Below are 23,417 nucleotides of genomic sequence, written 5' to 3'. Positions count from 1 at the left end.
ACCGGAGCGCCCGCCATCGTGCGGATGCGGTCAGAAGTGCCGGTGCCGCTGGCCGTGTCCGCCTGCCACGCCGCCGTGCTCCCCCTCGCGCCGCCCGCCGCCGCTGGGAGCCGTACCTCGATGACGGGGCACTCCACCGCTCATCCGGGGAACCCGATCCGGCCGACCGTGCCGCGCAACTCGGCCCGCTCGGCGTCGGTGGCCGTCCCGAAGTACCCGGCCAGCGTGATCAGTTCCGTCCCCGGCTCGTCTCCGGGCTGGATGACCTGCGCCTGGGTGCCCAGGTCCAGGGTCAGGCGCAGGCTCGTGCCGTACTGCTCGTGCTCCACCAGGGTGTACTTCTCCCCCTCGGTGACCTGGTAGCCCTCCTCCGCCTTGGGCTCCTCCTCCGGCCACCGCGCGTCGGCCCCCTGACGGTAGACCTGGATGACGACCGGGGCCGCCTCAACGTTCCCGGAGCGGTGGTACTCCAGCCTCATCTCCCCGGTGTCGGAGGACGGCTCGACGACCGCCAGTTCCCAGTCGGGGTGGCGCAGCACCGGGACCGCGCCGTAGCGGTCGAACTCGGCGCGCAGCACCTCCTGCGTCACCCTGGTCTCGACCGCCACTCCCCCGAACAGCACCGCGAGGGACACCGCCGCCGTCACCGCCACCTCGAAGCGGCGGAGGCCCACCGCGGTCGCGAAGACGAGGGCGCCGGAGACCGCGGCGAACGCCGACGCCCACCACAGGGTGTCGACCGGGCCGAACAGCGCCACCCGCGCCACCGCGTACCCCACCGGGACCACCAGGACGAACCCGGCGAGCGCCGACGCCCGTCGGACGCCGAAACGGCGCAGCGTCCAGCCGCACAGCACCCACAGTCCCAGCAGCACCAGGATCGCGACCACGGCACTCGCCGCGAGAGCGCCGGGGGACAGCATGCCGTACCCGTCTCCCCGCAGCAGGTCGACCGGTGCGGCGACGGCCGCCAGCGCCGCCACCGCCATCACCGCCGAGGCCGCGGCGAGCAGCAGCGCGCCCAGCACGCGGCGCCACCACGGCGGCGGACGCTCGGGGGTGCGGGACGCGGGGTCGGAGGGGGACGACACAGGGAGGGTCATGGGCTCATCATCCAATCGGATCTTGGGAGCGCTCCCACCGAGTGGAGATGCTAGCGGAACGGGCGGACGCTCCCCGTCCACGCCCTGTGTGACATAGCCATCAGTTCCCCGGACTGATCAACCGCCCCTGGCGGGGTGCCGCCGGACTGCTCCCCGGGGGAGTCCCGGCCGGACGCGTGCTAGAGGAACTGGAGGTCCACTCCGACCCATACCATCTCCTGTCCTGCCGCCGCACCCGCCGCGAGCACCAGGAGCGCCGCCGCCATCGCGGCCGCCTCCGGCGACACTCGGCGCCCCCGGAGCACGACGCCGGCCACGCCGGCCAGCATCCCGGAGAACGCGACGGTCCACAGGTCCCATCCTGGAGGGCCGTACGGCAGACTCAGCCACTCCGAGACCGGTATGTAGCCCACCGGGAGCACCAGGGCGCAGGTGGCGAGCACCAGGGCCCGCCGGAACCCACCGCCTCCGTCGAGACGGTGCAGCAGCCAGCAGCTCAGCAACCACGCTCCGACCAGCACCGGGGGCCCGCCACGGCGAGGCCCACCAGGACCCCGCGGGACAGATAGACGCGGCCGTCCAGGAGAAGCAGGTCTCCCAGGGACTCCCAGGCCAGCACCAACGCCACCGTCATCGCCACCGCGCAGCAGCCGACCAGCGACGTCGCCACGGCCAGGCGCGTCAACGCGGCCAGTCGGCCCAGGTGTCCGGTACCGGTGTCCGCCGCTTCCGGATGACCCTAACGCGGTGTCCGCGAGAGGCCGCCCCGCGCTCCCGGCCGTGGAACCGCCCCGACGGCGTCCCGCCCGCGGAGGCGCCTCCCGGTGGCCGGTTGCGGCCACCGCGTCTCGACCGGTCCCGCCACGGACCGGCCGTCCACCGGGCTCCCGACCGGATGAGGGTCTTCCGGGTGCTGCGGTGGCTCCTGCTGAGTTGGACGGCGCGCCCGTCAACCCTGACACCGAATGTCCGTAATGCCACCTTTGCGGCGTAGATTCGTTGGCGTGGGACGCCGACGTCGAAACGGGATCCCTGCCGGTTCCGCCTACCCAGCCGGGCAGACCTCGCCAGTCGGGTAGTGTCGCGGCGTGACGGAGACGAGTGTCGGCTCCCGCGGCGACATGCGTCCGCCGGGCTTCAGCACCGACGAGAAGACCACCCTGTTGACGTTCCTCGACTACCTGCGCGAGTCGGTCGCCGCCAAGCTGGCGGGACTGACCGAGGAACAGGCCCGCGAACCCCGGGTACCGTCCGGCACCAGCCTGCTGTGGCTGGTCAAGCACCTGACCGCGGTGGAGTTCGACTGGTTCGCCTGGGCCTATGCCGGAGTCGACGCCCCGTTCCGGAACTACCGGCTCCAGCCCACCGCCGAGGAGACGGTCGAGAGTGTGCTGGCCGCCTACCGGGAGGCGGTCCGGCACTCCAACGAGATCGTGCGCGCCTGCGTCGACCTGGACCGCCCCGGCGTGCGCTCGGTGCGCGAGAACGAGCGGCCGCCGTCGCTGCGCTGGGTACTGGTCCACATGGTCGAGGAGACCGCCCGCCACGCCGGTCACGCCGACATCCTGCGGGAACTGACCGACGGAGCGGTGGGGCGATAACCCGGCACCGCCGGCCCCGTCCTCCCGGTCACGCCGGGTCGCCGGGGGCTGCCGTTCCGACAGGGAGGACAACCGTCCGGAGGAGGATGCTCATGGCGGACCGGCGGATCTGGCTGGACGTCCCGTTCGCGGAGAAGGACGAGGCCAAGGCGGCGGGCGCCCGCTGGGACCCGAAGGCCAGGCGGTGGTACGCGCCCCGGCCGGGCATGGCCGCACTGGAGCGGTGGGCCGCCGCACCCGAGGTTCCCGACCTGCTGCCCGGAGAGGACCGCTCGCTCGGCTCCGGGCTCTTCGTCGACCTGGTGCCCAGCACCTGCTGGTTCACCAACGTCCGCTCCTGCGTGGAACCCCGCGACTGGGAGCGGCTGCGCCGGATGATCACCCGCCGGGCCCACCACCGCTGCGAGATCTGCGGCGCGCGGGAGGACCGCACGGTGCGGCGGTGGCTGGAGGCGCACGAACGCTGGGTCTACGACGAGCGCGCCCGCGTGCAGACCCTGCGCCGCCTGATCTGCCTGTGCACCGACTGCCACACCGTCACCCACTTCGGCCTCGCCCAGGTGCGCGGCCTGGCCGCCCAGGCGTTCGCGCACCTGAGGGAGGTCACCGGCATGACCGAGGCGCAGGCCCGCCGCCACGTCGAGGACGCCTTCGACGTGTGGGAGGAGCGGTCGCGGGTCACGTGGACACTGGACCTGAGCATGCTCACCGACGCGGGCATCCGCCCGGCCCCGCCACCGGAGGCCGCCGACCGCGCCGCGATCGCCGAGGAGCGCCTTCGCGCGGAGTACGGGACCCGTCGGCGGCAGTGAGCGGGGCGCGCGGGAGTGTGCTCCCGCGCGCCCCGGGCGGACCGTGTGCGGCGGCGGTCAGGGCTTGCGGAAGACGCCGCCGAGTTCCCAGATCTTCTTGCCCTCCGTGGCGCGTCCGAGGTAGGGGCGCAGGGGCGCGGGCGCCGGGCTGAGGGGCGGCTGGTCGGGGTCGGGGCGCCACTGGGAGACGTCGACGATGCCCGGCTCGACGGACTCCAGGCCCTCGACGAACGCGCGCAGTTCCGCCGGGCGGCGCACCCGTCCCCAGGGTCCCAGGGCGAGCATCCCCTCGGTGAAGGCGTCGCCCGCCGCCACGTCGTCGCTGCACAGGTGGGAGACGGCGAGGTGACTGCCGGAGGGGACCGCGTCGAGCAGGGTCCACAGCGCGCCCCTGGGGTCGGCCTCGTCCGGCAGGCAGTGCAGGACGGAGAAGTACAGCAGGGCGACCGGTTCGTCGAAGTCGATGAGGGAGCGCAGCTCCTTGCTGGCGAGGATCTCGTCGGATCTGGCCATGTCGGCCGTGATCACCGTGGTGTTGGGGTTGTCGGCGAGGATCGCGCGCCCGTGCGCCAGCACGATGGGGTCGATGTCGATGTAGACGACCCTGGCGTCGGGCTGGAACGCCTGGGCGACCTGGTGCACGTTGTCCTTGGTCGGCATTCCGCTGCCCATGTCGATGAACTGGCGGATTCCCGCCTCGCGGGCGAGGTAGCGCACCGCGCGGTAGAGGAAGAGGCGGTTCTCCCTCGCGACGTCGAGCATCTCCGGTGAGACCTTGACCAGGGAGAGCGCGGCCTGCCGGTCGATCTCGAAGTTGTCCTTGCCGCCCATTCCGTAGTCGTAGATACGTGCGACTGTGGGCTGGTCTGTGCGGATTTCGACAGGGAGGGAGGGAACCGATTCGGACACCTGTCACACACTCCTCGGATGGGCGGAAAGTGCTGTGTTCACGACGATCCTATTCCCACCGAGGAAGTCGTACCGCCGTTTCCGTCGCATTGGCCCGGCCTCCGGTATCCCCCTCGCCAAAACGGTATGACCGTAATCGTCTCCCGGCGGGTACGAAACGCTCTCCCGCTTTCGCCTCGGACCCGCCGGTCGGTGACGCCGTGCTGTCCGCACAGCGGGCGGGAGGCGGCGCGGCGCGTGCCGTTGTCGGGGTAACTCCTGAACTCATCGCCGCCGAACAGCCGATGCTGTCACCACCGCGGCGGCGGGGAGAACCAGCGCCGCCAGCGCACCCCCGTGTTATCGGATGTCCGGGGAGACGGAGGCGAAAGGAGCGGACGGTCGGTCGTTTTCCGGACAGTGCGTGAAGTGGGGACGCAGACCGTGCCGATTCCTGGTCGTGGATTTGTTCCGCGGCCTCCCGACCAGGTGCCGCACCGGAAACCGCGGGACGTGTACCTCTCGCCGTAGGCGCAGCGCCTCCGTCCTGTCCGTCGGCGTGATCACCGGGTCGCAGGGGTTCGTGCCGCCGGCAACGGCCGTCTGTACCCTGCGTCCGCCTTCCGACAGGGGATTTCCTTCTTGTGCTCGCGGAACGCCGTCACCGCGATGCGGAGGCGGGGCCTGGACTCGTGCGATCCCCGCCGCGACGAGGAACTCGCTGGGCCGACCGTGCCAGGAGACGGACAACCGGTCGCGGGCCCGGGTGCAGGCGACGAAGAGCAGGCAGCGTTCGGCCGGCAGGTCGGTGGCGTGCTGGATCGGCTCGACGTCTTCGGGGGTGATCGCCCTGGGGTGGGGGATCGTCCCGCCGCTCACCCCCGCCACGGCGCGCAGCGGAACTCCAGGCCCTTGAGGGAGTGCATGGTGCACACGCGCACCCCCGTCACCGAAGGATTACCTGGTCTCCACCGAGAAGACCGTCGTCACCCGGGTCTACTGAACCTTGGCGGGGACGAGGTCGCAGAGGTCCGCGCCGCTCTTCTGTCGTGAGCGCACGGAACACCCGGGCGCGGTCCTGCCCGCCGATCCCCCTCGGCCCGCCACACGCACACGGTGCCGTCGGGGAGCCCCCGACCTGGCCGCCTGACCCCCTCAGACCTCGATGTTCTCGACGCCCGCAGTCCGCGCTTCCGGTCGGGGGTTCGGGCCTGCGGCTACCCGACGGGATGTGTTTCGGCCGGGAGGCCCGGCACCCCCCACCTGGGCTCCGGGTTCCGGAGGGATGGAAAGGCCCGTGTGCGCTCGGGCTTCTGCCGCCCCCTCGGCTGCGGGCACCATCCCCATCCCTCCCCCACCCCCTGGAGAGGTGAAAGCTGCCGCGCCTCGCGGCCGAAACACCACCCGCCACCCGACCGCACCAACCCCAGGAAACCGCCCGTGCCCGCACCGCTGACCACCCGCGCCGCCATCGAGGCCGCCATCACCGCCCGCGAACTCGACCCCACCCACCCCGTCTTCCCCGAGGCGTTCTGGAACCACCCCGCCGTGGCCCGCCTTTCACCGCCCTCATCCGCCTGGCCTGCGCTCTCACCCCCATCCCCCAGGAGCACATCGCCCGGTTGGCCGGCCTGACCCAGTCCACGATCTCGCGCATCGAGTCCGGCCGCACCCAACCGCGCGACCTGGCCTGCGTGCGCGCCGTCCTCACCGGCCTCGGCGCACCCGCACCCCCGCCCCTGCGCGGCACCAGCTCCCTGGACGGCTCCACCGTGCGCGCCGTCATCGCCACCGATCCCGACGGCCGCACCGTGGCCCTGCACGCCCCCGCCCAAGCCGTGGAACAAGCCCTCACCGAACAACCCGACACCACCCCAGCCCGCCCACCCCGTCTGGCCCCCGCCCCGCTGAACAGGAGCCCGGGAGTCCCGGTGGTGGCCGGTGCGCTTTCAACGAATCCCCCTGTGCAGGCGCAGGAGTGGGGCGCCGCCACCGACGGAAAAGCCAGAAGCACACCGGCCACACGGACGAGCCGTGGAATCCCCCGGACCACCACCCCGCCGGTGACCTCTCCGCATCGGTGTGGCCAATCACCGCTGAACAGACGAACGGAGACAGCCGATGGTCAATTGCCCGCCCGGACCGGGGTTCCGCCTCGGTCCGGGCGGCACTCTCCCCACTCCCGTCCGCTTCTCCGCCTCCTGTCTCCCGAAGAACCGGACACGGCGGTGCTTCCCGTCAGCTTTGTGTACACACCGGGCGACACCCTTCACCAAAAAAGAGGGAGTGGGTTGACAATGTTTTCACCATCAGCCTATGTTCACACCATGGGAACGGCGGAACTCCCCGTTCCCCGCCCCCGACGATCCGCATCCCGCTCGCGTCCGCCCCCGCGTGTTGGAGACCGCCATGCCCTCCCCCGACCGGCAGCCCCGGAAGGTCACCCCCACCCAACTCCTCGACATCCGCGAAGCCGAATGGCGGCCCCGCCTGGAGTCGCACTCCCTCGTCTGCGAAGCCGCACTGCCCCAGAAACGCCTGGAGCAGGCCGCAGTCGCGCTCGGCCGCGTCCTCACCCAAGCCCTCGACCGGGGCCGCGACCCCCACCTGGCCCGCTGGCCCGCGTGCGTGGCCGCCGTCACCACCGGCGTCGCCGTCGAGCACTACTCCCACGGCGCGTTCTGGCCCGCGCTGTGGAGCATCGCCGAGGTTCCCGACTCCCGGCAGGACGCCAACCTGTGGGGCGGGACGTTTCTCCGCTCCCTGGCACTGCTGGGGCTGGACACCTTCCCCAACGAACACTTCCCCTACGTCACGCCGATCCTGATGCACGCGGGCATCCCCACCTACTGCCTGGACGACGTGTTCGCCCTGCTACTGGAACGCACCATTCGCACCCCCGGCCTGGACGCCCCCGCCTTCCACCACTGGGCCGTCTCCGGACGGCACCGCCTCAACAGCCTGGACGTGCCCGCGCGGCGATTCATCACCGAGGGCGGCGACTACGCGCTGGAGGTCGTCGACCGCTGCCTCGACCTGCTCGACCGGCTCCGCGACGACCCCGACGCCGACTGCCGCTCCGTGGGCCTGCCGCCGCGGTTCCTCACCCCCGCCCACCGGGCCCTGGAGCGAGCCGCCGAGAGGGGCGCCCCCACCGCACGGCCCACCACCGCCCGGCACCACCGCCCCGCCCGGCCCCGGCTGCGCCTGGACCCCCACGCGCACGGCGTGCACGTGGCGCTGCCCGTCATCGGCGACAGCGACGACTCCATCGTGCGCTGGCGCATCACCACCGACAGCGGCGTCCACCAGGTGCGCGGCCACGGCCGGTGGGCCGCCGCCGCGGGCACCGCCGCCCCCACCCTGTTCCCGCTGCCCGCGCCCAGCCGCACCGTCCGCGTGGAACTCGGCGACACCGGGTTCACCGAACGCCTGCCCCTGGTCGACCCCGAGGACCCGCTGCTGGTCTTCACCGACGACGGCGACCCGCTCGACCCCCGGCTCGCGCTGCCGCCCGGCCGCCTGTGGCTGCTGCACCCGGCCGACCGCCCGCTCCTGCGCTCCGGCGACGACGCCGACGACCTGCTCGGCGACGCCCCCTACGGGTGGGAGGGCTGGACACTGCGGCAAGTCACCCTGCGCCGCGCCGAGTGGATCGGCCTGGACGGCTGCCCCCGACACACCGCGCACGGCCGCGCCCGCCCCCACCTCGACCAGGCCGCGCCCGTGCGCGGGGTGAGCACCGCGTCCGGCTCTCCCGTCCACGCCGAGTTGCCCGTGGTGGTGCTGCCCGAGGCCGAGGGCGAGGCGGTGGAGTGGCACGTCGACGTGCTGGACGCCGACACCGGACGCCTGCTGGCCACCGCGACCGCCCGCAGCGGCGGGCGGGTCAGCCCGCTGGAGCGCCTGCCCCGCCCGGTGCTGGGCTCGTTCCTGCTCGTCGCGCGCGGCCCGCTCGGCCGCGGTCTGCGCCGCCACGTCACCGTCACCGAGGGGCTCACCGCCCGCTCCACCCCCGCCTTCCGGTCGCTGACCCCCGCCGGACTGGAACCCGCGGACGTCGCCCTGGCCGGACCCGCCGGGCTGGCCGTCGAACCGGAGGCCCAGCGGCTCGGCTCCGCCGAGGCGGCGATGTCGGCGCGGCTGCGCACCGCGGCCGCCGAACTGGCCGTCACCGTCCGCCCGCCCCACCTGGCCGTGCTGTGCACCGGCGACGCCCACCCCCAGTGGCGGCCCCAGCCGCTGCGCCTGGACGCCGAAACCGTCACCGAGGCCGGAGACCTGCTCATCCGCCTCCCCGAGGGGGAGGAGACAAAAGGACTGCCCGGCCCCCTGTCGGTGATCTCCGGCGAGGACATCGTGCAGCGGGTGGAGCCCGCACCCCACCGGGGCGGCGCCACGATCCGCTACCCCCTCGCCCAGATCGGCGACACCGCCGCCGCCCACCGCCACCTGCGGATCGTCGCCCCCTACCGGGAGACGATCCTGCCCGTCGCCGTGGTCAGCCCGCGCAGACTGGCCACCGGGGCGCACTGGGAGAACGGCGAGATCGTCCTCGACGGCTTCCCCGACATGAGCGGAGTCAACGCGGCCCTCTACCCCCACCACGCGCCGTGGCGGCCCCCCGCGATCGTGTCGGTCTCCACCACCGGACGCATCCCACTCCCCGGCGACCTGCGCGAAGGCGGCCCGATGCAGGTGCTGCTGGCCGTGGACGACCCGTGGTCGGTGTCCGAATGGCCCACCTGGCCCGACCGGCGCACCGCCAACCGGCTCACCTGCCCCGCCCCCGGCGTCCCACACTCCGACGACCCCGAGGAGGTGCTGCTCTCCCGCGTCCTCGCCGGGGACGCCAGCGCCTCCCGACTGCGCGGCACCCTCGACAACGCCGCACGGCTGTGGCGGGTCGTGGGCCTGGCCGACCACCTCGTCGCCGCCGGAGTGGACAGAGCCACCATCGACGCCTGCGCCCGCGCGCTCGGCGCGTTCCCCGTCACCGCGCTGCTCGCCCACGGTTCGGCCGAGCTGGCCCCCGCCGACAGCACCCGCACCCTCATCAGCAGCGGCCTGGCCGCCGCCGCCCAGCACGACCGGGTCACCGCCGTTGAGGCCGCCCAACTGTGGCAGCGCCTGCCCGCCGCCGCCGCACTCGCCACCAGCGACCTTCTGCCCCGCATCCACCGCGACCCGGGACGGCAGCGCCCCGACCACGCCGAACTGCTGGAGGAACTGGAACAGAGCTGCGGAGACACCGCCATCCGCCTACTGGACGGCGAAGCCGACCCCCACGCCCGCGTCGGACGCTTCGACGCCTCCGCCGAGCACCTCGCCCGCATGCCCCAGGCGCAGGTCAAGGCGGCGTGGCGGGCCGCCGGGGTGGTGCCCCGGGCACTGCTGGACGCCGACAGCCGCAGCCAGGCCGCCCTCGCCCTGTTCGCGGTGCGCGACAGTGCCCGACTGCACGGGGTGCGCGCCCAGGCGGCCACCATCCTGGAACTGGCCTCGGCGGTGTGCGACCGGCTCCCCGACGGCTACCGGTCGGCGGCGCGCACCCTGATCGACAGCCGCCGCCCCGACCGGCCCGGGGACTGGCGCGACCTGCCCGCCGTCTCCGCCGCGCTCGCCGTCACCGCGCGCCTGGCCGCCCGGGACGTGCGGCCCTGCCAACGCCTGGAAGACCGCTGCCGCCAGACCTGGACGGAACTGGCCGCGGCCGCCCCCGACCTGACCGCCATCGACCTTGTCCTGGCCGAACTCACTCTCGCCGGAACCGAACGCGCCCGGCTGTTCGAGGAGCAGACCCCGTGACCACCACCCTGGACCCCATCGCCGTCAGCACCCTGATCAGCGACAGCTACCGCCGCTACCTGCGCTCCCTGCTGCCGCTGCGCGATCCCGCCCTCGCCCGCGCCCTCAACGCGCAGATCAGCGCCAGCCCGCTGCTGACCAAGGGGCCGCTGCTGGAGGCCACTCCGCCCTACCGGACCGGCGCCACCCCGCGCCAACTCGTCGCCGAGGGGGTGCTGTCGGCCGGGTTCACCGCACCCGACGGCCCCGCCATCCACCTGGACCGCCCCCTCTACCTGCACCAGGAACAGGCGATCCGCAAGGCCCGCGCCGGACGCAACCTCGTGGTGGCCACCGGCACCGGATCGGGCAAGACCGAGAGCTTCCTGGTGCCGATCCTCAACGAGCTGGAAGAGCAGCACCGGCGCGGCGAGCTGGGGCCGGGAGTGCGCGCGATCCTGCTCTACCCGATGAACGCGCTCGCCAACGACCAGCTCAAACGGCTGCGGGAACTACTCGGCGCCAGCCCGCACATCACCTTCGGCCGCTACACCGGCGAGACCAAGGAGACCCGGCAGCAGGCACTGGAGGCGTTCCGCGCCCTGCACGGCCAGGAGCCGCCGCCCAACGAACTCATCAGCCGCGAGCAGATGCGGCGCAGGCCGCCGCACCTGCTGCTCACCAACTACGCGATGCTGGAGTACCTGCTGCTGCGCCCCGCCGACCTCGACCTGTTCGAGGGCGAGCACGCCGGACACTGGCGCTTCGTCGCACTCGACGAAGCCCACGTCTACGACGGCGCCAAGGCCGCCGAACTCGCGATGCTGCTGCGCCGCCTGCGCGACCGGGTCGCCCCCGGCCAGCCGTTGCAGTGCATCGCCACCAGCGCCACCGTCGGCGACAACCCCGAAGCGGTCATGACGTTCGCCTCCCGCCTGTTCTTCGGCGCGCCGTTCGAGTGGGACGCCACCGACCCCGACCGCCAGGACCTGGTCAGCGCCACCCGCCGCACCGACCCCCCGGGCGAGCCGTGGGGGCCGCTGCCGGCTGCCGAATACACCGCGGTCGGCCGCTCAGCCGACCCCGAGGCCGCACTGGCCGCCGCCGCCCGCCGCCACGGGGCCTCCGATGACAGCGCCTACCACGCCCTGGCCGCGGAGAAGCGCATGCGGAAGCTGCGCGCCCTGCTCGCCGAGGGCGGACCGCAGCCGCTGGAGTCGCTGGCCGCCAGGCTCTTCGCCGACGACCCCGACGCCACCGGCCGCGACCGGGTCACCGCGCTGGCCGCCATGGTCGCCCTGGGCAGCAGCGTCCGCGACGACGGCGATCCCCTGCTGTCGGCGCGCTACCACCTGTTCACCCGCGCCACCGACGGCGCGTTCGCCTGCCTGTCCGGGCCGCACGTCTTCCTCTCCCGACACGAGCACTGCCCCGACTGCCAGGCTCCCGCGTTCGAAATCGCCGCCTGCAAACGCTGCGGCGACACCTACCTGGTGGGCGGACGCGAACCGGTGGGCACCACCACGCGGCTGCGCCCCCAGCGCACCCCGAGAGAACAGGCCATCTGGGTGCACCTGGGCAGCGACCCGGTCGTCGTCGACGATGACGACGACACCCTCGAAGAGGAAAGCGCCGCCACCACGTTCGAGGAGCACCGGTTGTGCGCGGGCTGCGGCGCACTGAACTCGGGAAAGACGGTCACCTGCACTGACACGTGTGTCGGCCGGTCACTGCGCACGGTCCGCATCCTCAGCACCCGCCACGGCCGCCCCAGCGGCTGCCTGTCCTGCGGCGCCCGCGGCGCCGACATGGTCCGCCGCCTGGAGAGCGGCAACGAGGCCGCCGCCGCCGTGGTGGCCACCGCCCTGTACCAGGCGCTGCCCGAAGACCCCGACCCCGCCGTGGCCGACCGGCCCGGCGGCGGCCGCAAACTCCTCATGTTCAGCGACAGCCGCCAGGCCGCCGCGTTCTTCGCCCCCTACCTGGAGGGCAGCTACGGGCTGCTGCAGCAGCGGCGGCTCCTCCTCGACGGGCTGGAACGCGGCTTCGACCCGGACGACGAGTTCCGGGTCGACGACCTGGTCGAACACACCGCGCGACAGGCCGCCCGCGCCGGATACTTCGAGCGGCGCGTCTCCAAACAGGAGCGCCGCCGCACCGTGGAGCCGTGGGTGATGCGGGAACTGGTGGCCACCGACGACCGGCAGTCGCTGGAGGGGCGCGGACTGCTCCGCGTCCACATGGAACGCCCCGAAGGCGTGCGGCTGCCCCCGGCGCTGACCGGCCTGCTGGGCCTGACCGAGGACGAGGCGTGGGACCTGCTCGGCGAACTGGTGCGCACCCTGCGCCAGCAGGGCGCGCTGACCATGCCCGAGGACGTCGCCGCCGACGACGAGGCGTTCGCGCCCCGGCTCGGCCCCATCTACGTGCGCGAAAGCGGCGCCGATCGCAAACGCAAGGTGATCTCCTGGCTTCCGGGCCAGGGCCGCAACCGCCGCTCCGACTACCTGGAGCGACTGCTGGAGAAACTCGACACCGCCGACCCCTCCCTCACCCCCGAAAAGACCCTGCGCGGCGTGTGGAAACTGCTGACCGAGCTGAGCAGCGGACGCGACGCCGAGGGCTGGCTGTGTTCGAGCACCGAGCGCGTCCTCGGCACGGTCTGGCAGGTCGACCACACCGCCCTGCTGCTGGCCCCGGTCAGCGCGCACACCCCGTCCTACCAGTGCGACAGCTGCCGACGCCTGCACCCGGTGTCGGTGCGCGGAGTGTGCCCCACCATCAACTGCCGCGGCACCCTGCACCCGTTCACGCCGCCCGCCCCCGAACACGACGACGACCACTACCGGCAGTTGTACCGCTCCCTCACCCCGGTGACGCTGGAGGCCAAGGAGCACACCGCGCAGTGGTCGAGCACCGAGGCCGCCCGCATCCAACAGGACTTCATCGACGGCCGGACCAACGCCCTGTCGTGCTCCACCACCTTCGAACTCGGCGTGGACGTGGGCGAACTGCAGTCGGTGTTCCTGCGCAACATGCCGCCCACCACCGCCAACTACGTGCAGCGGGCCGGACGCGCCGGACGGCGCACCGACTCCGCCGCGCTGGTGGTCACCCACGCCCAGCGCCGCTCCCACGACATGTTCCGCTACCAGGAGCCCGAGCAGATGATCGCCGGGCAGGTGCGCGCCCCCTACGTGCCGCTGGCCAACGAGCGCATCGACCGCCGCCACGCCCACTCGGTGGCGCTGGCCGCGTTCTTCCGGCACTGGCACCGCGCCACCGGGGAGACCTGGCACACCGTGGGCGCGTTCTTCCAGCCCGGCGAGGACGGCGAGCCCGCGCCGGTCACCCGGGTCGCCGCCTTCCTCTCCCCGGTGCCCGAGGAGATCAGCGCGGCGCTGCGGCGCATCCTGCCCGACTCGGTGGCCGACGGGATCGGGGTGGACGACGGCCGGTGGGTCGCGGTGCTGTGCGAGCACCTGGAGCAGTTGCGCACCGAGGTCGCCGAGGACGTGGCCGACTTCGAACGCCGCCGCCGGGAGGCGTTCGACCAGCGCGAGGACCGCCTGGCCGAACGGTTCGGCAAGACCGTCAACACCATCGTCCGCCGTCCGCTGCTCAGCTTCCTGGCCACCCGCAACGTGCTGCCCAAGTACGGCTTCCCGGTGGACACCGTGGAACTGCGCACCCACCACTCCGGGGAGAAGGTGGGCCGCCACCTGGAACTGGCCCGCGACCTCGCCTCGGCCATCTACGAGTACGCGCCCGGCAGCGCGATCATCGCGGGCGGCAGGAAGTGGACCTCGGCCGGGGTGTACCGGCTGCCCGGCCGGGAACTGCGGCGCTTCCACTACCGGGTGTGCTCCTCCTGCGGCTACTACGAGGAGGACACCGAGCGGCTGGCCCCCGCGTGCGCGGCGTGCGGCGCGGCCGACTCCGGCTCCCCCGCCGTGTACTGCGTCCCGGAGTTCGGGTTCGTGGCCGCGACCAAGGTGGAACCGGCCGGAACCACCCCGCCGCAACGCTCCTGGCACGGCTCCACCCACGTGCTGCGCCTGGCCGCCGACCCCGCCGAACACCGGTGGCCGCTGCCGGGCGGCGGCGAGGTGTCCTGCCTGGCCGGAAGCCGCGGCGAACTGGTCGCGCTCTCCGACGGACCGTCGGGACGCAGGTTCTGGATCTGCGAATGGTGCGGGTGGGGCGGCAGCGTGGCCCAGCGCAGACCCGCCGAACACACCCACCCGCTCAGGGACCGCTCCTGCACCGGGCCGCTCAGCCGGTTGGCGCTGGGCCACAAGTACGAGACCGACATCGTCGACATCGCCTTCGGCGGCAGGTTCCACGTCGACAGCGCCTCGACCGCGACCCGCTACTCACTGCTGTACGCGCTGCTGGAAGGAGCATCAGCCGCGCTGGAGATCAGCCGCGACGACATCGACGGCGCCCTGTTCCACCGCTCCGGAGGAACCACGAGCCTGGTGCTGTTCGACACGGTGCCCGGCGGCGCGGGCGGCGCCACCCGCATCGCCGAGGCGTTCGACGCCGTGCTGCTGGCCGCCGTCAAGCGGGTGGAGAGCTGCGACTGCGGCGAGGAGACCTCCTGCTACAGCTGCCTGCGCACCTACCGCAACCAGAACTTCCACGACGTGCTGGTGCGCGGCAGAGCCCTGGAGGCGCTGCGGCTGCTGACCTGAGGCCGCCCCGACAACCGTTCCGGGCCGCCGCGGACAGGGAGCGCCGCCCGTCCGCGGCGGCCCGGAGTGACGCTCAGCCCTCCGCCCGCTCGTACTCGTCACGGCTGTGGACGACCCTTCTCCCCTCGCCGGGGCACTCCACTTCCAGGTAGGCGTCCGGGTCCTCGTGGGAGTGGTGGACCCACACCACCGCGGGCCCGGGCTCCCTCGGGTCGCCGAGCACGAAGGCGCCTTGGGTCCTCATGACCCCTTCCTCCGCCCAGTCCTCCTCCCACGCCACCGCCGCCGTCTCGGGCAGGGACTCCAGGTCCCGGATGCTCGGGCAGCTCCGCCGCACCAGCGTGAGGATCTGCGGCGAGTCGAAGACCACGGAGGGACGGTTGCAGATGTGGAGGCTGTCCTGCACGCGCAGGCACTCCCCCGGCCGCTCCCGCGTCGGCCAACTCCTGTCGTGCGCCACCGGCACTCTGTCGAGTCCGGAGGGGCGGGGGCCGAACTCCGCACGCAGAGCCGCGCGGTCCATGTACCGGTTGCGGGGCTCGCCCGGGTCGCCGGGGCGCGTGGTGGCCACGGCGAGGTCGAAACGGCCGGGCATATGCTCCCAGACGAGCCGCAGGGCCTCGCCGAACCGCTCCTCCAGCGCGTCGGAAGGATCACCGGGTTCCAGTTCGATCAGAACCACGGTGTCGCCTTCGTGGTCGTAGACGTAGGCTCCCTGGAATCTCTGGCCCTGCCGGTCGAACGCCTCCGCCAGGGTGAGCAGGTCGGTGTAGCGGGTCTCGCGCGGACCGTAGCCGATCGCGAGGAAGACCGCCACGAGCAGCAGCACCAGCCCGGCCACTCCTCCTGTCACCAGCCAGCCGACCTTCGGGGAGGACGTGTCGGGCACGGCCGTCGACCCGGTGAGGGGCCCGGGGGCGGACGGGGGCACCGCTTTGGCCGTTCCCTGAGACGACGGCCGGCGGGAAGCGCCGGGCCGCCAAAGAGGGTTCACCCGGACCCCGCAACCGCAGAGCGGCCCGCCTCGCGTGGACACCCCGTGTGGGGACAGTTCATGACACTCCTCGACATCGACGACATTGCGCAGGGGCACACCCAACACATCGAAGGTGACCCTGCGTCACTACGAGTGAGGTTACTCACCGGCTGCACGGTCCGTTCTCCGAGGAACTCCTCGGACTGTGCGCGAGCGGCCACACCGCGCTCGAAGGCGTGGCACGCACCGACCGGACCCGCTGCCCGACCAGGCAAAGCACCGCCACGGCCCATGCCGCGGTCGGCGTACGCGTCCCGGTATGCGGCGGTACCCGCGGCGGAGAGAGCAGGCAGCGCCGCCACGGCTCCGTCCGCCCGCTGGTCCCGCCCCACGGCCTGTTCCAGCCGGGGCCCAGGGCGGGCACCTGCACCGCGTAGGCCCGCTGACAGGCCGGGGTGGAAATGCTGAATCCTCGTAGGGGGCGGGGATTTGGTGAAAAGATGGGCTGTTATGGGCCGGTCGATGAAGATTCCTGTCGCGCTCGCGCTCACCCTGCTGGCCGGGGCGGTGGTGGGGGTGGCGTTGTGGCGGGGCGGCGGCGTGTTGTCCCGCGAGGGCTGGGAGGCGGCCTCCTGGGTGGGAGGTGTGGGCGCGTTCCTGCTCGCTGCAGGAGGCATATGGGTCTGGGCACTGCGCCCCGGTGCGCGAGCCGCCGAGCCGTCGGCTGGGGAGTCGACCGCCAACACCTTGCAGGGTGACAATTCGGGGCAGGCGGTCCAGGCCTGCACCATCGGCTCGGTCACCTTCCATTCCTCTCCCCCAAACCAGCAGCAGCGCGGCCCGACCTGGTGGTCGGCGCCGGTCACCACGGTGGATCCACTGCGGGTGGGCGTGCATCGTTCCAGGCAGGGCCTGCCGCCGTATTCGGGACGTCTTCGTGCCCGACCTGGGCACCGACCTGACTCGTCTTGCGGACGCGGTGCGCGCCCACACCCAGAGTGGAAAGCGGGCGGTGGTGTGGCTGGACGACCTCGACAAGCACCTCAACGAAGGCACCCGCCTCACCCCGGCCCTACTGGAGCAGTTCCACGAAGTGGGTGGCCACCATGCGCCAGGGCATCCACACCCGCCTCACCTTGCCCGGCCCGGCGACCCGAACCGCAGACGGGCACGAGTTGCGTGTGGGTGAGGAGGAGCGGCGCCTGCTGCGTGAGGCCGATGCGGTGGAAGTGGTGCGGCAGTGGAGCCACGCGGAACTGGAGCGCGCCCACGACAGCGGCGATGCCGCCGTGGCGGACGCGGTGCGCCGCCAACGCGCCGACCACGGACACGGAGTGGGCGAGTACCTGTCCTCGGCCCCCAGTTGCACGCCCTGTGGCAGACCCAACAGGACCTGCCCACCGGCGAGGGTGGACATCCCCGGGCGTTTCGGGTGGTGGCCGCGGCCGTGGACCTGGCCCGCATCGGCGTCGAACACGCCGACCGCAACCTGCTGGAGGCCGCCCACCGGCTCTACGCGCTGCCCGCGGTGCTGCGTCCCGAACCCTTCGACCGGGCTCTGGTCTGGGCTGTCCGCGAGCACGAGGACACCTGCGGCCTGCTGCTGCCCGTCACCACCGACGACCGGCAAGAGGCGTGGCGGCCGTTCGACTACCTCGTCGACCAGACCACCACCCCCCTGCCCGACGGCCTGTGGAATCTTGCCCTGAACCACACCACCAGCCCCGACACCCACTTCGCCATCGGCTGGGCTGCCTACGACCACAACCGTTCCGCCATCGCCGAAACTACCTTTCGACAAGCAGCCGACACGGGTAACACCACCGCCATGGTCATCCTCGGCATCCTGCTCGCCGAACGGGACAGACCGACGAAGCCGAGACCTGGTGGCGCCGCGCCATCGACGCGGGCCATCCCTATGCCATGTACGACCTCGTCTTACTCAAACGGAGCGCGGCCGAAGCAGGCGACATTGACGCTATGAACAGCTTCGGTCTCCTACTCGAACAACGCGAAAAATTCCACGCGGCCGAATCCTGGTACCGCCGCGCCGCCAACGCAGGCCACACCGACGCCATGAACAACCTCGCCGAACTGCTGGAGGAGCAGGGGCGGGTGGCGGAGGCGGTGCGGCGGCGACAACGGATCGAGGCCGCCGGGGAGAGCTAGCTCACCGCCCAGCGGCCTTTTCCGACGGGTGTGTTTTCCCTCCCGCCTGAGCATCCGTTTCGCTGGGTTTCTGGTTTTCGATGAAAGAGGTTGTTGTGTCCCCGCCGTACAGCCGGTGAAGAGGGGGCTGACAACCAGCGTCGTCAAGAGCGGTCCCTGCGAACCGCTGCTGATTCCGTGGTCGGATATCAGCATTCCGCACCGGGCGGTGCTCGGTGAGGTGCTCGAAGCCCAGTCGCACCACGTGCAGCCGCTGGCGGCGCGCGCTGACGCGCCTCCGCACACGGCGGGCGGCCCGGGACGGCGGCGGCCCGCTCTCGCACCGCTCACTCCGTGCCCGGCGGCCGCAGCGCCCCCGTCCGCAGGCCGTCGATCAGCCGTTCTGCCAGGAGTTCGGCGCGCACCGCCGCCCGCGATCGCGCCGCGTCGCGGCCACCACCGGCCGGAAGCACCGGCCCGGCGTCTCCGCCGCCGGGTCCGTACCCGGTCACACCGCCGCACCCGCCGCCGCGGCGGCCCGCGCGATCCGCTCGGCGACCATGTCGGGGGCGACGAGTTGGGGGTAGTGCCCGGCTCCGGGGACCGTGACCACGCGGACGTCCAGACCGGAGGTGCCCACCGGGTCGTGCTCCCCCACCACCAGGGTCACCGGGACCGGGCAGGTGGCCAGCAGGGCGCGCAGCGCGGCGCGTTCGGCCGGACGCCGGGCGGCGGCCAGCCACTCGGCGGCGCGCGCCGCCGCGCCGGGGCGGCGCAGGTTCAGCGCCGCGCTCACCACCGCCCGGTCGTCGGCGGTGTCCTCCCCCAGCCCCGTGAACGCGGCGAGCCGCTCGGCCGTCATCCGCGACAGCACCGCGCGGACCAGGGGCTTCAGCCGCAGGGCGGGGGAGGCGTCCGGTTGGAGGAAGGCCGGGGCCACCAGCACGAGCGCGCCGACCCGGTCGGGGTGGGCGTGGGCGTGGCGCAGCGCCGGGGCGCATCCCGCTGAGTGCCCCACCAGGACGGGTCTGCCCACCACCGGGGCGAGCAGTTCGGCCAGCCACACGTCGACGGGCACACGCGCGGGCGCCGAGCGGCCCAGCCCGGGAAGGTCGGGGACCAGTGCGGAGCCGTCGAGCCGGTCGGCCACCGCGTGCCAGGACTCCCCGTCCAGCGGCAGGCCGTGCAGCAGGACGTGGTCGGGCGCACTCCGCTCCCCCGCCAGGTAGGTGCGGCTTCCGGCGACCGGGTGCAGCCCGCCGGGACGGCCCGGCGGCAGCGCGCCGAAGCCGTCGGCGACGAGCCGGTCGGCCCACCGCGCCAGGGCGTCGCGCACCGGCGGGTGGGTCAGGCCCGCCGCGCGGGCCAGGGCGTGGGCCGACGCGGTGTCGTAGCGGTCGGCGGTGAGGAAGGGCAGCGTCTCGGGTTCGGCGCGGGTCACCGCGCGGGGCAGGCGGCGCAGCACACCGACGGGCATGAAGCGGCGCGGCGCGCGCACTCCCAGGTGGGTGGCGAGGTGGTCGACGAGTTCGGGCAGGTTGGGGGTGGTCTCGTCGAGCACCCAGTGGGCGCGCACGCCCCCGGTGTCGCGTTCGGGCACCTCAGTGAGGAAGCGGGCGAGGTGGTCGACGGTCACCACCGGCACGAAGGTCGCGGCGTCGCCGGGCAGCAGCGGCAGCCGCCCCGCCCACAGGTTCCGGACGGTCTCGGCCAGACCGATGTACTGCCCGGCCTCCCCGGTGATGGAGTCGCCGATGACCGTGCTGGGGTTGACGACGCTCAACGGCAGGCCCTCGCGTTCGGCGAGGGCGCGGACCGCCGCGTCGGCCTCGGTCTTGGACGCCTCGTAGGCGCCGTGGTCGCGGTAGAGCTGTGCGATCCCGGCCGGGTCCGTCGGCTGCGCGGCAGCCCGGTAGCCGGTGAGGTGGACCACGCGACGCAGTCCGGCCAGCCCCGCCGCCCAGGTGACGGTGTGGCGGGCGCCGTCGACGTTGGCGGCACGCGCCTCCCGCCGTGTGAGGCCGAAGCGGAACAGCGACGCGCAGTTGTGGACGTCGCGGATCGACTCCAGGTGGTGTGCGGCGGTGTCGTCGAGGTCGAGGCCGGGTCGGGTGATGTCGACGTGGACGGCGCTGAGGCGGTCCACGGGGGCGTCGTGGGCGCGCAGCCAGTCGCGCAGTTCCCGCTCGCGGGCCGGACCGCCGCGCATCCCGGCCGCGACGGTCCGGCCGCGACGCAGCAGTTCGGCGAGCAGCCAGCGGCCGATGAACCCGGTCGCGCCGACCACGAGAGTGTCAGGCCGTGCGGACATACTTCCTCCTGTGTAGACCGATCTACATATTCTTGGGTCGCAAAAACCCCGGGACCGGGGAGCGGCGACGCCGTCCCGGCCCCGGGTCAGTTCCTGACCAGCAACCGCACGGCCGCCTCGCGCGCCCGGTCGAGCGGTTCGGTACTGCGGGTCGCGCGCGCCAGCAGCAGCGCCCCCTCGATCAGGGAGAGCGCCGACCACGCGTCGGCCTCGGCCTCACGAGGGCTCCATCCCTCGGCCGCCAGGCGGTCGGCGAGGACCGCCTGCCAGGACGCGTAGACCCTTCGGCAGACGGCGTGCACGCGGTCGTTGACGGCCGCGACGTCGAGGGCGGTGGTGGCCAGCGGGCAGCCCTTGGCGAAGCCCGACTCCTCCGTCCTGGCCGCGAAGACACCGACCAGGCGCCGGACGTACTCGGCCAGGTCGGCGCTCTCCTCCGAGAGCGTTCGCAGCAGCGCGGCCACCTCCTCCCCCGCCCGCTCCAGGGCGGCGGCGACGAGCTCGTCCTTGCCGCCGGGGAAGTGGAAGTACAGGGACCCGCGGGGCGCCCCGCTGACCGCGAGGATCTGGTTGAGCCCCGTACCCGAGTAGCCGTGTGTCTCGATCAGTTCCCGCGCGCCGTCGACGAGGCGCTCGCGTGTCGCCGCTCCCCTGGTTCCCATACCGAGATAGTAGACCAATCTACATATTCTGTCGCGGCCACGCTCTCTCCCGGAGGGTGGGGCCGCGACGGGACTACTCCTCGCGCAGCAGGTGCAGCGCCTTGTCCAGGTCCTCCGGGTACGGGCTGGTGAACTCCACCGGGCGGTGCTCGGTGGGGTGCTCGAAACCCAGGCGGACCGCGTGCAGCCACTGGCGGCGCACCCCCAGCCGCTCGGCCAGGGTGGGGTCGGCCCCGTACAGCAGGTCGCCCACGCACGGGTGCCGGGTGGCCGCCATGTGCACGCGGATCTGGTGGGTGCGGCCGGTCTCCAACCGGATCTGGAGCAGGCTGGCCGCGCGGAACGCCTCCACCGTGTCGTAGTGGGTGACCGACGGCCGCCCGCCCGAGACCACCGCGAACCGGCCGTCACCCGAGGGGTGGCGGTCGATGGGCGCGTCGATCGTGCCGCGCAGCGGATCGGGGTGTCCCTGCACCAGCGCGTGGTAGGTCTTGTCGACCGTGCGCTCCTTGAAGGCGCGCTTGAGGACGCTGTAGGCGGTCTCGCTCTTGGCCACCACCATCAGGCCGGTGGTGTTGGCGTCCAGGCGGTGCACGATGCCCTGCCGCTCGGCCGCGCCGCTCGTGGCGACCGTCACCCCCGCCGCCAGCAGCCCGTCCAGCACCGTCGGCCCGGTCCAACCCTGCGTGGGGTGGGCGACCACGCCGACCGGCTTGTCCACCACGACGATGTCGGCGTCCTCGTAGACGATGGTCATGCCCGGCACCGGTTCGGGGCGCGGCGCGGGCGCGCTGGGCGGCGGAGGCAGCGTGACGTCCAGCCACGCCCCGGCGCTCACCCGGTCGGACTTGGCCGCCTCGGCTCCGTCGACCAGGACGTTGCCCTCGGCGATCAGGTCGGCGGCGCGGGTGCGCGACAGGCCGAACATGCGGGCGATCGCCGCGTCGAGCCGGTCGCCCTCCAGCCCGTCGGGCACCGGCATGCTTCGGTGGTCACTCACGCTTCGTCTCCTCGCGTCGGGGTGCTCGGGGTCTTGTCCGCCTCGCGGGTGCCGTCGATGTTGATCCCGCGGAAGGCCAGGAGGACGGCGAGCACGCCGCCGCACACGATCGCGGAGTCGGCGATGTTGAACACCGGCCAGTAGGGGATCTGGATCCAGTCCACGACGTGGCCGTACATCGGGGACGGCGGGCTCAGCAGCCGGTCGAGCAGGGTCCCCGGCGCCTCCGGGCCCACCAGTGACGACGACAGCTCCCTGGTGTTGGGACGCCAGATGCGGTCGATGAAGTTGCCGGTGGCGCCGCTGAGGATCAGGCCGAGCGCCACCGCCCACCCCGCGCTGCGCAGCCGGGGCGCCGTCCACAGGATGTAGCCGATGACGGCCACCACGATCAGGCTGAACACCCACGTCATGCCGGTGCCGATGGAGAACGCCGCTCCGGGGTTGAACACCAGCGTCAACCTGAGCAGTCCACCCAGCAGCTCCACCGGGTCGTACGGCGAGAAGCGCGCCAGCGCGATCTCCTTGGTGACGAAGTCGGCGACCAGGGGGACGGCGGCCACGGCCAGCAGCAGACCGATCCGGCGCGGCCGGACCGGCGGGGAAACGTCATCGGTCTTCTCGGTGCCCCGGTCGGGGTCGACGTCACTCAGCGGAACTCCTCAACGTGGGTCGCGGCCCGCCGACGCCTCCGGATCTCGCGGCCGTCCGTTCCCCGGTCCGCGCGGCGTGCGGGCCAGAATCATTGTATTCACCCCCGCACACCGCCCTCCCGCGTCGGCGAGCGCGGCTACCGCTCGACGTGTGTGAAGCCGCCGTAGTCCTCGGCGAGCGCGGACAGGCCGTCCTCGTCCATGGCGGCGGGGGCGCCGCCCGGTCCGGTGCGCACCTCGATCACCCAGTCGACGTCCTCGGCGTCGTCCTCGCCCGCGAACATGTCGCGGTGCACCGTGCAGGGCGCGTACCCCTCCTCCAGGAGTTGTCCGGCCAACTCCTCGGCGTCCTCGCGTTCGGCCAGCGTCACCAGGACGGCGCCCTCGGGGGTCGCTCGCGTCACCTGAGCCCTCCTCGGTCTCGCGGGTTCCGGAGCGAGTATGCCCCCGTCAGGTCACGACCGGAAAACACCGCGATCCGTGTTCCGCGGTGGGCTATCCTCGAGCCAGCAAGGCGTTGATGGGGACGAGTACCGGCGGACACAGCCCGAAGCGACCCGGGGACGGTGCGAGCCCGGGGGTATGCCCGCGCGGGAAGATCACCCCGGAGCCGCCGGAAGAACGGCGTCCCGCAGCGGACGCCCAGTAGAACCGGCAGCGTCAGGAACGAAGTGGGACGCGCGGCCGACAACGGCGGCGCGGCCAAGGAGGGTGGTACCGCGGGGCCTCCTGCCTCGTCCCTCCGTCAGGTGACCGACACCCCTGATGGAAAGGTACGC

18 protein-coding genes and 1 pseudogene are annotated in these 23,417 nt (G+C 73.0%); 7 read left to right on the top strand and 12 right to left on the bottom strand.

What is annotated here, in order from left to right:
* Positions 1–140: 140 nt before the first annotated feature.
* The 3 genes from NI17_RS03105 to NI17_RS03095 form a co-directional block, all read right to left on the bottom strand.
* A complete protein-coding gene (locus NI17_RS03105; protein WP_068689579.1) occupies positions 141–1,103 on the bottom strand; it encodes a transporter permease in 963 nt (320 codons plus the stop codon).
* 179 nt (positions 1,104–1,282) lie between these two features.
* On the bottom strand, positions 1,283–1,624 hold the full coding sequence (locus NI17_RS03100) for a hypothetical protein (RefSeq protein ID WP_199859975.1): 342 nt from the start codon (positions 1,622–1,624) through the stop codon (positions 1,283–1,285).
* Positions 1,600–1,788: a hypothetical protein gene (locus NI17_RS03095; RefSeq protein WP_068689582.1), complete on the bottom strand. Its 189-nt coding sequence runs from the start codon at positions 1,786–1,788 to the stop codon at positions 1,600–1,602. Before NI17_RS03095 ends, NI17_RS03100 begins: the two co-directional genes overlap by 25 nt.
* Positions 1,789–2,191: 403 nt before the next feature.
* On the opposite strand from NI17_RS03095, the gene NI17_RS03090 reads away from it, so the two are divergent.
* Together NI17_RS03090 and NI17_RS03085 are read left to right on the top strand one after the other, a co-directional pair.
* Positions 2,192–2,704: a DinB family protein gene (locus NI17_RS03090; protein WP_234401771.1), complete on the top strand. Its 513-nt coding sequence runs from the start codon at positions 2,192–2,194 to the stop codon at positions 2,702–2,704.
* 92 nt (positions 2,705–2,796) lie between these two features.
* Entirely contained in the window at positions 2,797–3,516 is a 720-nt protein-coding gene (locus tag NI17_RS03085; protein ID WP_068689586.1) for a DUF5710 domain-containing protein, read from the top strand.
* A 57-nt stretch (positions 3,517–3,573) separates the two neighbouring features.
* Here the strand turns inward: NI17_RS03085 and NI17_RS03080 are convergent, their stop codons facing one another.
* Both NI17_RS03080 and NI17_RS24600 read right to left on the bottom strand, forming a co-directional pair.
* Positions 3,574–4,347 carry an SAM-dependent methyltransferase gene (locus tag NI17_RS03080; RefSeq protein WP_369974923.1) on the bottom strand — a complete coding sequence of 258 codons (774 nt, stop codon included), beginning with the start codon at positions 4,345–4,347 and terminating at the stop codon, positions 3,574–3,576.
* A gap of 750 nt (positions 4,348–5,097) precedes the next feature.
* Positions 5,098–5,351 (bottom strand): annotated as a pseudogene (locus tag NI17_RS24600) (3'-5' exonuclease); the annotation flags it as partial.
* A 493-nt stretch (positions 5,352–5,844) separates the two neighbouring features.
* Between NI17_RS24600 and NI17_RS03075 the strand changes: the two are divergent.
* From NI17_RS03075 to NI17_RS03065, 3 genes are all read left to right on the top strand, one after another.
* On the top strand, positions 5,845–6,039 hold the full coding sequence (locus tag NI17_RS03075) for a hypothetical protein (RefSeq protein ID WP_157129704.1): 195 nt from the start codon (positions 5,845–5,847) through the stop codon (positions 6,037–6,039).
* 774 nt (positions 6,040–6,813) lie between these two features.
* Positions 6,814–10,212 carry a hypothetical protein gene (locus NI17_RS03070; protein WP_243597597.1) on the top strand — a complete coding sequence of 1,133 codons (3,399 nt, stop codon included), beginning with the start codon at positions 6,814–6,816 and terminating at the stop codon, positions 10,210–10,212.
* Positions 10,209–14,888, top strand: coding sequence for a DEAD/DEAH box helicase (locus tag NI17_RS03065; protein WP_068689590.1), 4,680 nt, complete (start codon positions 10,209–10,211; stop codon positions 14,886–14,888). Before NI17_RS03070 ends, NI17_RS03065 begins: the two co-directional genes overlap by 4 nt.
* Positions 14,889–14,961: 73 nt before the next feature.
* On the opposite strand, the gene NI17_RS03060 is transcribed toward NI17_RS03065, so the two are convergent.
* The gene (locus NI17_RS03060) at positions 14,962–15,777 is read right to left on the bottom strand and encodes a hypothetical protein (RefSeq protein WP_157129705.1); all 816 of its coding nucleotides are present in this window, start codon (positions 15,775–15,777) and stop codon (positions 14,962–14,964) included.
* 1,450 nt (positions 15,778–17,227) lie between these two features.
* Here NI17_RS03060 and NI17_RS03055 point away from each other — a divergent pair.
* Positions 17,228–17,848 (top strand): hypothetical protein, encoded by a 621-nt coding sequence (locus NI17_RS03055; protein WP_243597596.1) that lies wholly within the window; start codon positions 17,228–17,230, stop codon positions 17,846–17,848.
* Complete coding sequence (locus NI17_RS03050) at positions 17,845–18,033, top strand: tetratricopeptide repeat protein (RefSeq protein WP_068689594.1); 189 nt, start codon at positions 17,845–17,847, stop codon at positions 18,031–18,033. The genes NI17_RS03055 and NI17_RS03050 overlap by 4 nt, the downstream gene beginning before the upstream one ends.
* A gap of 326 nt (positions 18,034–18,359) precedes the next feature.
* On the opposite strand, the gene NI17_RS03045 is transcribed toward NI17_RS03050, so the two are convergent.
* From NI17_RS03045 to NI17_RS03015, 6 genes are all read right to left on the bottom strand, one after another.
* Positions 18,360–18,524: a hypothetical protein gene (locus NI17_RS03045; protein WP_157129708.1), complete on the bottom strand. Its 165-nt coding sequence runs from the start codon at positions 18,522–18,524 to the stop codon at positions 18,360–18,362.
* Complete coding sequence (locus NI17_RS24345; protein ID WP_279395512.1) at positions 18,521–20,323, bottom strand: alpha/beta fold hydrolase; 1,803 nt, start codon at positions 20,321–20,323, stop codon at positions 18,521–18,523. Before NI17_RS24345 ends, NI17_RS03045 begins: the two co-directional genes overlap by 4 nt.
* A gap of 86 nt (positions 20,324–20,409) precedes the next feature.
* Entirely contained in the window at positions 20,410–21,003 is a 594-nt protein-coding gene (locus NI17_RS03030) for a TetR/AcrR family transcriptional regulator (protein ID WP_234401772.1), read from the bottom strand.
* A 55-nt stretch (positions 21,004–21,058) separates the two neighbouring features.
* The gene (locus NI17_RS03025) at positions 21,059–21,985 is read right to left on the bottom strand and encodes an RluA family pseudouridine synthase (RefSeq protein WP_068689598.1); all 927 of its coding nucleotides are present in this window, start codon (positions 21,983–21,985) and stop codon (positions 21,059–21,061) included.
* Positions 21,982–22,548, bottom strand: a complete 567-nt coding sequence (locus NI17_RS03020) for a signal peptidase II (RefSeq protein ID WP_234401774.1) — start codon at positions 22,546–22,548, stop codon at positions 21,982–21,984. Before NI17_RS03020 ends, NI17_RS03025 begins: the two co-directional genes overlap by 4 nt.
* A gap of 227 nt (positions 22,549–22,775) precedes the next feature.
* Complete coding sequence (locus NI17_RS03015; RefSeq protein ID WP_068689599.1) at positions 22,776–23,042, bottom strand: divalent-cation tolerance protein CutA; 267 nt, start codon at positions 23,040–23,042, stop codon at positions 22,776–22,778.
* Positions 23,043–23,417 lie beyond the last annotated feature (375 nt).

The sequence above is a fragment of the Thermobifida halotolerans genome (assembly GCF_003574835.2).
GTDB classification, from domain to species: Bacteria; Actinomycetota; Actinomycetes; order Streptosporangiales; family Streptosporangiaceae; genus Thermobifida; species Thermobifida halotolerans.
Note: the sequence above shows the minus strand (reverse complement) of the source record. Positions and strands in the feature narration are given on the sequence as shown.